The sequence below is a fragment of the Bradyrhizobium tropiciagri genome (assembly GCF_018130505.1).
Taxonomy (GTDB): Bacteria; Pseudomonadota; Alphaproteobacteria; order Rhizobiales; family Xanthobacteraceae; genus Bradyrhizobium; species Bradyrhizobium tropiciagri_B.
This window is the reverse complement of sequence record NZ_JAFCKH010000006.1, coordinates 337,670-350,840: the sequence shown is the minus strand read 5'-3', so window position 1 is coordinate 350,840 and position 13,171 is coordinate 337,670. Positions and strand designations below refer to the sequence as shown.

At 67.0% G+C, this 13,171-nt stretch carries 7 protein-coding genes; 1 reads left to right on the top strand and 6 read right to left on the bottom strand.

From position 1 onward, the window contains the following. Nucleotides 1–123: 123 nt before the first annotated feature. The 3 genes from eutC to JQ633_RS17845 form a co-directional block, all read right to left on the bottom strand. Nucleotides 124–924 carry an ethanolamine ammonia-lyase subunit EutC gene (gene eutC / locus JQ633_RS17855; protein ID WP_211986363.1) on the bottom strand — a complete coding sequence of 267 codons (801 nt, stop codon included), beginning with the start codon at nucleotides 922–924 and terminating at the stop codon, nucleotides 124–126. Between the two features lie 4 nt (nucleotides 925–928). Then, a complete protein-coding gene (locus JQ633_RS17850) occupies nucleotides 929–2,515 on the bottom strand; it encodes a B12-binding domain-containing radical SAM protein (RefSeq protein WP_211986362.1) in 1,587 nt (528 codons plus the stop codon). Between the two features lie 85 nt (nucleotides 2,516–2,600). Next, entirely contained in the window at nucleotides 2,601–4,022 is a 1,422-nt protein-coding gene (locus tag JQ633_RS17845; protein ID WP_211986361.1) for an ethanolamine ammonia-lyase subunit EutB, read from the bottom strand. A gap of 337 nt (nucleotides 4,023–4,359) precedes the next feature. Here JQ633_RS17845 and JQ633_RS17840 point away from each other — a divergent pair, with 337 nt between their 5' ends. Continuing rightward, nucleotides 4,360–6,042 (top strand): methyl-accepting chemotaxis protein, encoded by a 1,683-nt coding sequence (locus tag JQ633_RS17840; protein WP_211986360.1) that lies wholly within the window; start codon nucleotides 4,360–4,362, stop codon nucleotides 6,040–6,042. A 263-nt stretch (nucleotides 6,043–6,305) separates the two neighbouring features. Here the strand turns inward: JQ633_RS17840 and JQ633_RS17835 are convergent, their stop codons facing one another. From JQ633_RS17835 to JQ633_RS17825, 3 genes are read right to left on the bottom strand one after another with little or no spacing between them, the layout of a single operon-like run. Beyond that, a complete protein-coding gene (locus tag JQ633_RS17835) occupies nucleotides 6,306–7,184 on the bottom strand; it encodes a transglutaminase family protein (RefSeq protein ID WP_211986359.1) in 879 nt (292 codons plus the stop codon). Further along, nucleotides 7,181–9,712 carry a circularly permuted type 2 ATP-grasp protein gene (locus JQ633_RS17830; RefSeq protein WP_211986358.1) on the bottom strand — a complete coding sequence of 844 codons (2,532 nt, stop codon included), beginning with the start codon at nucleotides 9,710–9,712 and terminating at the stop codon, nucleotides 7,181–7,183. Before JQ633_RS17830 ends, JQ633_RS17835 begins: the two co-directional genes overlap by 4 nt. Nucleotides 9,713–9,730: 18 nt before the next feature. Continuing rightward, nucleotides 9,731–12,991 (bottom strand): DUF2126 domain-containing protein, encoded by a 3,261-nt coding sequence (locus tag JQ633_RS17825; RefSeq protein WP_211986357.1) that lies wholly within the window; start codon nucleotides 12,989–12,991, stop codon nucleotides 9,731–9,733. Between the last annotated feature and the right edge of the window lie 180 nt (nucleotides 12,992–13,171).

Here is a 13,171-nt window from a genome sequence, read left to right as displayed (position 1 = left end):
GCTGATCGGCGCTAGTCCTTGAAAACACGCGAATATTGACCGGCGCCGGTTTTACAGTCCCGCCCCCTTGCTCGCAAGCGCGAGAGCCACACCGAATCGGCAGGGAACCGGCGAAAACCGTGATTACGTAGCTGATTTGTCACACCCGGGTAGCGCATTTCGGGACAATCCACCGCCGCTCTCATCCTTCAGTGCGACCCCGGTGATCTGGCGTGCCAGGCCCTCACGCACAAGCCAGGAGATCCTGAACGCGGCCTCCGCGTAGCTCAGGCCGGCGCGGTGGATGTTGGAGACGCAGTTGCGCTCGGCGTCGGTGAGGCCGATCCGCGGCGCGAAGGTCAGGTAGGCGCCGAGGCTGTCGGGCGCCGAGAGGCCGGGCCGCTCGCCGATCAGCATCACCAGCATGCGCGCGCCGATGATGGCGCCGATCTCGTCCCCGAGCGCGACGCGCGCTCCGGATGCGACGATCGCCGGACCCGGCTCGATGTTGTCGGCGGCGAGCCGGGGCAGCAGGTCCCGGAGCAGGCCGACGGCATGGAGATTGACCGCCGCGGGGGAGAGGCCGTCGCCGATCACGATCGCGCAGGAGCACGCGGTGATGCCGCTGGCCTCGAGCGTTCGCCGGGATGGCTGATCGAGCATCCGCCCGAGATCGGGCCGGCGCAGATAGTCGCGCCGGTTGCCCGCCTGGCTCGCCACCTCGATCGGCGTGATGCCGAGACTACCGAGACCCGCGGTGATCCCGGCAACGTCGAAGCTGGCGCGAACGGCGTCGCGGGCGCGCGCGTGGTCGAGGGTGAACGACAGCAACGCCTCGGTCGGCAGGCTGGCGCCGGCGCGGCCAAGCCCGACCCGCGCCGGCGTCAGCGCGCGCAGATCGGTGATGGATGGGGACGATGATGGTCGTGACGGCGGCTTCGACATGCGGCTATTCGGCGGGCACCGACGCCTCGCGCAGCCGCAGCGAATAGTTCGACGCATTCTGCCGGCCACTGGAGGCTGCGCGCGCGAAGGTGATCAGATGATGCGCGACCAGCGTCGCCCCGATCAGGCCCTCGAGGTCGCCGCGCTTCAACCGCCCGAGCGCGAACTTCCAGAACACGCGCCTGTAGTCGCCGAGCACGCCGACCTTCCAGAAGATGTTGCGTAGCATGATCAGGCCGCGCCGGATGTTGGCCCAGGTCTTCATCTCCGGGCTGACCGGCACCTTGATACGATTGGCGTAAGTATAGTCGCATTGATGCTGGTAGCGCGCGAACAGCTTCGCCGGCTCGTAGGCGATCTCCATGCATTTGCGCCAGGAGCTGACCACGTCCTCATAGGGCAGCAGGAATTGCACGTTGGAATCGCGGCTCTCGTCGTCGATCAGCCGCCCGGCCTTTTCCAGGCGGTCCCACAGCGGCGTCTTCGGCAGCGCCTGCAGCAGATTGATGGTGAGCAGCGGAATCCGCGACTCGTCGACGAAGGACAGCAGCGCGTCGCCGGTCTCGGGCTTGTCGGTATCGAGCCCCATGATGATGCCGGAGACCACCTCCATGCCGTAGGAATTGATGGTGCGCACGCCCTCCAGGATCGGAACCATCATGTTCTGATCCTTGTGCATCGCCTTCAACGCGTCGGGATCGGGCGTCTCGATGCCGACGAAGATGGTGACGAAGAAGGCCTCGCGCATCTTCTCCAGGATCTCGGGACGCTTGGCGATGTTGAGCGTTGCCTCGCAGGCAAGGCGCGTGACATAGCCGGTCCGCTTCTGCCACTCGATCAGATGCGGCAGCAGATCGACGGCGGCCTTGCGGTTGCCGATGAAATTGTCGTCGACGAAATAGACCGTGTCGGTCATGCCGCAGGCGCGCAGCTTGTCGAGCTCGGCGATGATCTGCTGCGGCGACTTCAGCCGCGGGTTGCGGCCATAGAGGCCGGGGATGTCACAGAACTCGCACTGATAGGGGCAGCCGGAGGAGAACTGGATGCTGCCGAGGAAATACTTCTTGGTCTCGGCGAGCTCGTAGGCCGGCAGCGGGAAATCGGTCATCGGCAGCCGGTCGAGAGTCTTGAACACAACCTGCTCAGGCGGACGGGTGACGTCCTCCGCCAGCCGCCTGAGCAGTGCGTTGGTGGCGTCGCCGAGCTCGCCGACATGAAGGTAGTCGAATGAGGGGTAGTAGTCCGGGCAGGCGCTGACCGACGGGCCGCCGATCGCGACCGGAAGGTCATGGTCATGGGCGCGGTGGCAGATGTCGTTCATCTGCTGGCGCTGGATATGCATACCACTGACGAACACCGCGTCCGCCCACTCGAAATCCGCCAATGTCGCCGGACGCAGGTTTTCGTCGATGAAGCGGACCTGCCAGGTCTCGGGCAGATAGGCAGCGATCAGCAACAGTCCCTGCGGAGGCATGAACGCCTTGACGCCGTCGGTCAGCGGATAGGCGTGCTCGAAGGTGCCAAAGGACGACGTGTAGCGCGGAAACACGCAGAGGATCCGCCGGACCGTTTCAATACCTTGAACTCTCATCAAACGCCCCTGAAGCACCATCAAATCTAACCACGGCGCGGAACGCTGGGCCAGAAATTCTTCGAGATTATGGCACCACTTAACGTCACAACGACGAGATGGTTGCCATGTTCTCGTTGCTGCCGGAGACCAGCAGCCTGGATGCAAATTCGGGCAGCCGCTCTGCATCGGCGACAGGGCGGAAATCCCGCCCGGCCAGCCCCGAGCGCGTCAGCCAGTCGTCGAATTCGGGCGCCCGCTTCAGGCCGAACAGGTCGCGGACATAGAGCGCGTCGTGAAACGATGTCGACTGATAGTTCAACATAACGTCATCGGCGCCCGGTACGCCCATGATGAAGTTGGCGCCGGCTGCCGCGAGCAGCGTCAGCAGCGTGTCCATGTCGTCCTGGTCGGCCTCGGCGTGATTGGTGTAGCAGATGTCGACGCCGATCGGCAGGCCGAGCAGCTTGCCGCAGAAATGATCCTCGAGCCCGGCGCGGATGATTTCCTTGCCGTCGTAGAGATATTCCGGACCGATGAAGCCGACCACGCTGTTGACCAGCAGCGGATCGAACGCGCGGGCCACCGCATAGGCGCGGGCCTCGCAGGTCTGCTGATCGACCTGGTGATGGGCGTTGGCCGACAGCGCCGAGCCCTGCCCGGTCTCGAAATACATCACGTTGTCACCGACCGTGCCACGGCGCAGCGACAGCCCGGCCTCGCGCGCCTCGCGCAACAATGAAAGGTCGACGCCGAAGCTGCGGTTCGCCGCCTCGGTGCCGGCGATCGACTGGAACACGAGATCGACCGGCAGCCCCTGCCCGATCAGGCCGAGTGTGGTCGTGACGTGGGTGAGCACGCAGCCCTGCGTCGGAATCTGCAGCCGCGTGATGACATCGTCGAGCAGCCGCAGCAGGGTCGCGATCACGTTGGGATCGTCGCTCGCCGGATTGATGCCGATACAGGCATCGCCCGATCCGAGCAGCAGCCCGTCGAGGATCGAGGCGGTGATGCCCTTGGCATCGTCGAACGGATGGTTGGGTTGCAGCCGCGTGCTCATCCGTCCGCGCAGGCCGATGGTGTTGCGGAAGCGGGCCGTCACCTCGCACTTCCTGGCAGCCAGGATCAGGTCCTGGTTGCGCATCAGCTTGGACACCGCGGCGACCATCTCCGGCGTGACGCCGCGCGAGATCTTGCGCAAGCTCTCGCTGGTGGCAACGTCCGACAGGAGCCAGTCGCGGAGGCCGCCGACGGTGAGCGAGGACAGCGGCACGAATCCCGCCACATCATGGCTGTCGAGGATCAGGCGGGTGACCTCGTCGTCCTCGTAAGGGATCACCTGCTCGTCGAGGAACTGCTTGAGCGGAACATCGGCCAGCGCCATCCGCGCGGCGATCATCTCCTCGGCGCTGGCGGCGGCAATGCCGGCCAGACGGTCGCCGGAACGCGGCGGACTCGCCTTGGCGAGCAGGTCGCGCAGGCCGTCAAAAACGTAGCTGGTGGCATCGACAGTGTGGCGATAGACCATGGGAACGTTCGGATCGTATGGGCAGGGGCGCGTCTGTCGAGACTAGCACTTCTTTGCGGACGCCGCGCCAACTGTATGTTCGCGCGTTCGCCCTCGTGCCGGCGCTGGGGCGACCCGAACTCCGGCGGCCGCCCGGCGAGCCGAGTTTGTGCCGACAAAGGTCTGACGAAATTCGGCAAATTTCGGAAGTTGCAGCGGCGACAACCTCGCGCATTAAGAAATTCTCCATAAACCTTTTGCATCTTCCGTAATCGGCCGTAGGTGCTCCCCGGCCTCTTGGAGTGCCCTCAATATGCCGACCCCCATTACATCACCCGACTCATTTTCAAGGCCCCCGATGGCATCCCGATTCTCGCTCGCCGCCAGATTGTATTCGACGTTCGCCCTCATCGCGCTGCTGACCGCGGCGATCACCGTGCTGTCCGAGTATAGCGCGCGGCGGAACGCCGAACTGACCGAAGCCGTCGACCTCGCAAGCCGCGCCGCCCTCAATGTCGAGCGGGTCAACTCGCTGGTCTACGCGGTCGTGATGGAATCCCGCGGCATCTACATGTCGACCGAACAGGCGGCCGTGAAGAAGTATGGCGAAGGCCTCCTGAGGCTCAACGACCGCATCCTCGACGTGGTCAGGAACTGGGAGACGCTGGTCCAGGCCGACGATGCCGAGCAGTTCGCGACGTTCAAGAAGCGCATCGAGAAGTTCATCGAGTTCCGCAAGGAGCTGGTGCGCCGCGGCATCGAGATCGACGCCGCCGCCGGGCGCGAATGGGGCGACAACGACGCCAACCGCGACGTCCGTACCGCCCTGAACAAGGACCTCGAGGCGCTGTCGAAGGTCTATGCCGAGCGCAGCAAGCAGCTGGCGCTGCGCACCGACGCCAATCGCACGATGGCGCTGATTTTGACCGGCCTCGGCGCGGCCGCGCTGATCGCGGTGGTGCTCGGCGTGCTGATCATCGCCCGCTCCGTCGCCCGGCCGCTGTCGCAGATCACCGCGACCATCAAGCGCGTCGCCGACGGCGACGACCATGTCGAGGTTCCGCATACCGGCCGCGGCGACGAGATCGGCGCCCTCGCCCGCGCCATCAAGGTGTTCCAGGACGCGATGGACCGCAACCGCAGCCTCAACGCGCAGGTCGTGCAGGATTCCGAGGCGCGCGATGCCCGCGGTCGGCAGATCGAGACCTCGGTCGAGGCGTTCCGCGGCACGATCGGGTCGGTGCTGCGCGCAGTCCACGACAACGCGGCCACGATGCGCCAGACCGCGCAGACCATCGCGAGCGTCTCGGCCAATGCGAGCGGCCGTGCGGTGACCGCGGCGAGCGCGACCGAGCAGGCGTCGAGCAACGTCTCAGCGGTTGCGGGCGCGGCGGAAGAGCTTTCCGCCTCGGTCCAGGAGATCGGCCGCCAGGTCAAGCAGTCCTCCGGCGCGGTCGACCAGGCCGGTGCGCGCACCGACCGGTCGATCAACGAGATCGAGAGCCTTGCGGCCACCACCCAGCGCATCGACGGCGTGCTGAACCTGATCCAGGCGATCGCCGAGCAGACCAACCTGCTGGCGCTGAACGCCACCATCGAGGCGGCCCGCGCCGGCGAAGCCGGCCGCGGCTTTGCCGTCGTCGCGCATGAGGTCAAGGCGCTGGCCGGACAGACCGCCAAGGCGACCGCCGAGATCGGCGAGAATGTCGCCCTGATCCAGGCCTCGACCCGCAACTCCGTCGCCGCCGTGCGCGAGATCGGCCAGGCCGTGCGCGAGATCAGCAGCGTCACCGCCAACATCGCCAGCGCGATCGGCGAGCAGGACGCCGCCACCCGCGAGATCTCCGTCAACGCCCAGCTCGCCGCGCAGGGCAACCAGACCCTGGTCGACAACATCGGCTCGCTGCGCGACGACATGGGCCAGACCAGCCAGGCGGCGGAATCGGTGCTCACGGCATCGAGCGACCTGACCGCGACCGCCGACACGCTGTCGCGCGAGGTCGAGCAGTTCTTCCGCAACCTGCGCGCCGACGCCGCCTAAGGCGTGCGGCGGACCGGGATGTAGGCGTAACTCCTCTTCCCGTCGCCCTGCGAAGGCTCTTTAAACCGTCATCCTGAGGCGCGAGCGGAGCGAGCCTCGAAGGATCGACGGCCACCAGCCGGGCCGACTCATCCTTCGAGGCTCGCAAGAGCTCGCACCTCCAGCGACAGAGGCGAAGCCTTTGCGCGGGGATGACGGGTCTTCCGTTCTCGCGAAAGATTCGCAAGCCCTCAGGGTGACGGTGATGGAGCGCGCGAACCGTTTCATCCCACCGGCAACACGTCGACCGCGACGCCGAGCTTCTGCTTGCTGGCGCCGACGATGACGCCGTCGACCGGTGAGACGTCGGCGAAGTCGCGGCCGATGGCGAGGATGATGTGGTCGTTCGCGACCATCAGATCGTTGGTCGGATCGAAGCCGATCCAGCCGAGCTCGTTGCCACACCAGACCGACACCCAGGCATGGGTCGCGTCCGCGCCCTGCAGCCGCGGCTGGCCCGCCGGCGGAATGGTGCGCAGATAGCCGCTGACATAGGCCGCGGGCAGGCCGAGCCCGCGCAGCCCGGCGAGCATCACATGGGCAAAATCCTGGCAGACGCCGTGGCGCTTCTCGAACACGTCGCGGAGCGGCGTCGAGATCACGGTGGCCTTCGGATCGTACTTGAAGTCGTTGCGGATGCGGCGCATGAGATCGGCCGCTCCCGACAGAACGCCGCCGCCCGGTGAAAAACTCGCGGCGGCATATTCGGTCACCGGCCTGAGCACCGGCGCCAGCGCGCTGGCAAAGACATAACCGACCGGCGAGCGCGGACCGAGGCTCGTCGCCTCGAAGGCGATGTCGCGCACGTCCTCCCATGACGGGCTCGCGGCATCGCGCGCCGGCGCCTGCCGCCTCAAGGACACCCGCGAGCGCGAGTCGATGCGGAGATTGCGGTGCGCGGTCTCGATCAGGACATTTTCAGTCAGCGTGCCGAAGAAGTCGCGGCGCGCGGTGCGCTCGGCGGGCTTCGGTCGGATCTCGATGGTATGCGAGATCAGCTCCTGGCCGTCCCCGATCATCGGCTCCAGCCGCAGCGCGCAGCGCGCGAAGCTGACCTGGGCCTCATAGCTGTAGGTCGTGACGTGACGGATGTCGTAGATCACGCCAGCCCCGTGAGCTTCTCCGGCCGGCTCGCATTCGGTCCATGCGGGAAGTAATGCAGCCCGATGGCATCGGCGAGGCTGAGCAGGTCCTGCTCCAGCGCGAACAGCGTCTTGACGTCGAGGCTGGCCGCCTCCGCCGTCGTCAGCATCGCTTCGACCGCGACGGCGAGCCGCTGCGGCCGCTCGATCAGGCCGTGCTCCTTCAAGCTCGGCAGCGCGGCGATGTGCTCATTGAGGCCGGCGACCTGGAACGCGACCGAGCGCGGATTGTACGGATCGAGCACCGCGAGATCGCGCACCGGCGCGAGCAGCGGCTGCACCAGATAGCGCGAGCGATAGGTGATCTGGCAGTCGACCAGTGTGAGCAGGACGTCGAGATCCTCGTCGCCGGCCTCGTCATAGGCGAACTGGCGGGTCAGCCGTGCGGTGTTGATGGCGCGCTCAGCGCGGCGGCCCATGTCGAGGAAGCGCCAGCCGGCGGCGCGGTTCATGTTCTCCTGCGCGAGGCCGGCGAAGCTTGCCAGCTCCTGCAAGGTCAGCTCGGCGGCGCTGATCACGCCGTCATCGTCATGGACCTCGATCGCGAGCCGGTCGGCCATCTCGGTGATGACCTGCCAGGCGTCCGGCGACAGCCGCTCGCGCATGCCGGTCGCAGTGCGCTGCGCGGCGCGCACAAGCGACAGCGCGGAGCCGAATTTCTTATCGCTCTGCAACGCCTCCAGCGCAATCCGCGCAGGGTTGGCGCGCGCGGTCTGCGAGATCGCACCCCAGGCCACCAGCAGGCGCTGGATGCGTTCGGTTGAATGCAGCGGCGGCGTGGCGCCATTCGAATTGGCTCGCGCCGGATCGCGCAGCGGCGTCGACAGCGCGCGTATCAGCCGGATGGTGGCCTCGGCCCGCTCCAGATAGCGGCCGAGCCAGAACAAATTGTCGGCCGCGCGGCTCGGCAGCACGCCGGCGATGCGGCGGATACGCACGGTGTCGACCGCCGGCAGCAGCGTCGCGGTCGAGACCTGCTTGTCGGACACCACCCAGACGTCGGCGGAGCTGACGCCGTCGCCCATCGACACGGCACGCGCATCGGCGCGGTCGGCGATCCGGCAGAAGCCGCCGGGCAGCACGGTCCAGCCGTTCGGGGTCGCGGCCGCGAACACCCGCAGCACGAAGGGCCGCGGCGCGATACGGCCGTTCTCCCACACCGGCGTGGTCGAGAGCCGCACCAATTCCTGCCCGACATAATCGATGCCGCGATGGCTGATCGCGTCCTTCAGGCGGTCGCGGTCGGCCGCCGAAAGTTCGGCCGGAAGCACCGGGCCGTTGCCGGGGAAGCCCGGCACGCCGCGGCCATAGGCGCCCTCGATGGCGAACTCGTCGAGCCGCGACAGCACCGCCTCGCGGGCGGACTTCTGACCGCACCACCAGGTCGCGATATGCGGCACCATCAGATCTTCCGAGAGCAGGCGGCGGCAAAGATTCGGCAGGAAGCCGAGCAGCGCCCGCGCCTCGAGCACGCCCGAGCCCGGCATGTTGGCGACCACGACGCCCTGCTTGCGCAGCACCTCGACGAGGCCGGGCACGCCAAGATAGGACGACGCATCGAGCTCGAGCGGGTCGAGCATGTTGGAATCGACCCGGCGCAGCAACACATCGAGCCGCTTCAGCCCCGCGACGGTGCGGATGTGGACGCGGTCGCCGGACACCGCGAGATCATCGCCCTCGACCAGCAGGAAGCCGAGATAGCGGGCGAGCGTCGCATGCTCGAAATAGGTCTCGCTGAAGGCGCCCGGCGTCAAGAGGCCGATCCGCGGCTCGTCACGATCGGCACTTGCCCGCAGGCTGTCGCGGAAGGCCTCGAAGAACGGCGCGACGCGCTCGACGTTCATCGACTTGTAGAGATTGGAGAACGCGCGCGACAGCACCAGACGGTTCTCCAGCGCATAGCCCGCGCCCGACGGCGCCTGCGTGCGGTCGCCGAGCACCCACCAGCGGCCGTCGGGTCCGCGGCCGATGTCGGCGGCATAGAGATGCAGATAGCGGCCGCCCGGCGGCTTGATGCTACTGACCGCGCGCAGATACTCGCTGCTGCCGGCGATCGCGGCGGCGGGGATGGCGCCGCTCGCGACCAGACGGCCCTCGCCGTACAGATCGGCCAGCACCATTTCGAGCAGCTGCGCGCGCTGCGCGATGCCGGCCGCGAGCTGCCGCCAGTCGGCGGCATCGATGATCAGCGGCAGATGGCTGAGCGGCCAGATTCGGTCGGCGGTATCGCCCGGCGCCCGATAGGTGACGCCGGCCTCGTGCAGATGGCGGTCGGCGGAGGCGAAGCGCCGCTCGATATCGGCCGGCGACAGCGCAGCGAAGGCGTCGAAGAAGCGGCTCCAGGCCGGACGCGGCGCGCCGTCCTGCGCAATGTACTCGTCGGGAATGCCGGGCAGCCGGGCATAGTCGCGCGTCCACTGCGCCATCCGGCGCTGACCGGGACGGGCCCTGCTCTCCTGACTGCTACCCTGCCCGCCCGATCCGGTCATTCCTCTTCCTCGGACCGATTAAAGCAGCAGCGGCGTGCGCAAGTCGAGGGTCAGTGGAAACTCATTTGTGCGTTCCTCCGGCGGCGGTTCGATCCTGCCGGGGGTGTGGCCATGGTCCTGGAAGCGCGCCAGCCGCCGCGCCTCGGCCTCGTAGGAATTCACCGGCTTGGTCTCGTAATTGCGGCCGCCGGGATGGGCGACGTGGTAGACGCAGCCGCCGAGCGAGCGGCCGTTCCAGCTGTCGATCAAATCAAACGTCAGCGGCGCATGCACCGGGATGGTCGGATGCAGGCCCAAGGCGGGCTGCCAGGCCTTGAAGCGGACGCCCGCCACCGCCTCGCCGCCCCGCCCGGTCGCGGTCATCGGCATCCGCCGTCCGTTGCAGGTCACGACATGGCGGCCCTCCACGAAGCCGGTCGCCTTGACCTGCAGCCGCTCGACCGAGGAATCGACATAGCGCACGGTGCCGCCTGCCGTCCCCTCCTCGCCCAGCACATGCCACGGCTCGAGCGCCTGGCGCAGCTCGAGGCCGACACCGCCGTGATGGACGCGGCCGAACGCGGGAAAGCGGAATTCGAGTTGCGCCTGATACCATTCCGGCTCGACCTCGTAGCCGGATTGCCTGAGCTCGGCGAGCACGCCGAGGAAATCCTCCCAGAGGAAATGCGGCAGCATGAAGCGATCATGCAGCGTGGTGCCCCAGCGCACGAACTTGCCCTGCTGCGGCTCGCGCCACAGTTTTGCGATCAGCGCTCGGATCAGAAGCTGCTGTGCCAGCGACATCCGCGGGTCGGGCGGCATTTCGAGCGCGCGGAATTCGACGAGGCCGAGCCGGCCGGTCGGACCGTCAGGCGAATAGAGCTTGTCGATGCAGATCTCGGCGCGATGGGTATTGCCGGTGATGTCGACCAGGATGTGGCGGAACAGGCGATCGACCAGCCACAGCGGCGCCTCCATGTCCGGCGGCGGCACATGCGACAGCGCGATCTCGAGCTCATAGAGCCCGTCATGCCGCGCCTCGTCGATCCGCGGCGCCTGGCTGGTTGGGCCGATGAACATGCCTGAGAACAGATAGGACAGCGACGGATGGCGCTGCCAATACAGCACGAGGCTCTTCAACAGGTCGGGCCGGCGCAGGAACGGCGAGTCCTCCGGCCTGCTGCCGCCGACCACGATGTGGTTGCCGCCGCCGGTGCCGGTGTGGCGGCCGTCGATCAGGAAACGGTTGGCCCCGAGCCGCGTCTTCGCGGCGTCCTCGAAGAGGCCGAGGGTGATGTCGACGGCCTCGCGCCAGCTTTGCGCCGGCTGCACGTTGATCTCGATCACGCCCGGATCGGGCGTCACCTTGATCACCTCGATGCGCGGATCGAACGGCGGTGCGTAGCCTTCGACATGCACCTGCAATTGCAGCGCTTCGGCGGTCGCCTCGATCGCGGCGATCAAATCCAGATAGTCGTCGACCTTCTCGACCGGCGGCATGAAGGCGCACAGCACGCCGTCGCGCACCTCGATCGACATCGCGGTGCGAACCGGCAGCGGCTCGGGGATCTCCTGCAGCGCCTGCCGCAGCTCGGCGTCCGCCAGAGCATCGCGCGGCGCCATCGGATCCTGCTCGACGATGTAGGGATAATCCTCCGGCGGGACATATTCGAGCGAGGCGATCGGAAGCCGCAAGCCGAGCGGTGAATCGCCGGGTGCGAGGAACAGATGGCTGCGCCGGATCTTCCAGTGTTCGCTGCGCCAGCGCGCCGGCAGGCGATCGCCGAGCGGCGTCCAGCGCTGGATCGGCAGCACGTAACCCTTGGGCGTGGTCAGCCCCTCGTCGAACACGCGCGCCAGCCGCGCGCGCTCCTCCGGATCGGTCAGTCCTGAATTGGCGGGGCTGACGTTGGCCGGCAGGCTGGCTTCGCGCTGCAGCCAAAACAACGGATCCTCGTAGGCGGGCATGACATGCGTGGCGCCGAGGCCGAGGCGCTTGGCCGTGTCCTCGGCGAAGCGCTTGGCGTCGGCGATCTCCGCCTTGCTCGCCGTACCGATGCTCGCGATCAGCTCGGCATTTTTCCAGATCGGCTGCCCGTCCTTGCGCCAATAGAGGCCGAATGCCCAGCGCGGCAGGCTTTCGCCGGGATACCATTTGCCCTGGCCGTAATGCAGCAAGCCGCCTGGCGCGAAGCGCGTGCGCAGCTTGCGGATCAAGTCGTCGGCGAGCGCGCGCTTGGTCGGACCGACCGCAGCGATGTTCCACTCCGGCGATTCCGGGTCGTCTATCGAGACGAAGGTCGGCTCGCCGCCCATCGTAAGCCGCACGTCGTCCTTCGTCAGGTCGGCATCGACCTGTTCGCCGAGCCGATCGAGCCTCGCCCATGCCTGATCCGAAAACGGCCGCGTGATCCGCGGCGCCTCGCGGATGCGCTTGACGCTCATCTCGAAGCCGAACTCGACATTGGCGGCACCGGCGCTGCCGGTGACCGGCGCGGCCGAGCGATAATGCGGCGTGGCGCAGACGGGAATGTGCCCCTCACCAGTGAGCATGCCCGAGGTGACGTCGAAGCCGATCCAGCCTGCGCCCGGCAGATAGACCTCGGCCCATGCATGCAGATCGGTGAAATCGCTCTCGACCTCACGCGGCCCTTCGAGCGGATCGATGTCGGGCCGGACCTGGATCAAATAGCCGGAGACGAAGCGCGCAGCGAGTCCGAGATGGCGCAGCGTCTGGATCAGCAGCCACGCCGAGTCGCGGCAGGAGCCGGAGCCCGCGGTCAGCGTCTGCTCGGGCGTCTGCACGCCGGTCTCCATGCGGATCAAATAGCTGATCTTCTTCTGAAGCTGCGCGTTCAGCTCGACCAGGAAATTGACGGTCGAATCGGCGGTGCGCGGAATCTCCTTCAGCAAGGCGGCGAGCTGCGGCCCTGGCTCCTCCGTCTCCAGATACGGCGCGAGCTCAACCTTCAGATCGCCGGCGTAGTCGAACGGAAAGCTGTTGGCATAGGGTTCGACGAAGAAGTCGAACGGATTGACCACCGTCATCTCGGCGGTGAAGTCGACCTCGATCTTCAGCTCGGTCGCCTTCTCCGGGAAGACGTAGCGCGCCAGCCAGTTGCCTTGCGGATCCTGCTGCCAGTTCACGAAGTGATTGGCCGGCGTCACCTTGAGCGAATAGCTCAGCACCGGCGTGCGCGTATGCGGCGCGGGCCGGAGCCGAATGGTCTGGGGCCCGAGATCGATCGGCCGGTCGTATTTGTAGTGCGTGACGTGATGCAGTGCGACTGATATCGACACGGACCGGAGACTCCAGCGGCTTTTTTGAGCAGAACACCGCAACCGGTCGACATCAAGCACTAACAACGGGCACGCCGTGCCCACGCGACGGGCGGAGAGCCCGTGCCCCGTAGCCCGGATGAAGCGAAGCGCAATCCGGGGTCTCTATCCGCGGTGAGAATCCCGGATTTCGCTGCGCTC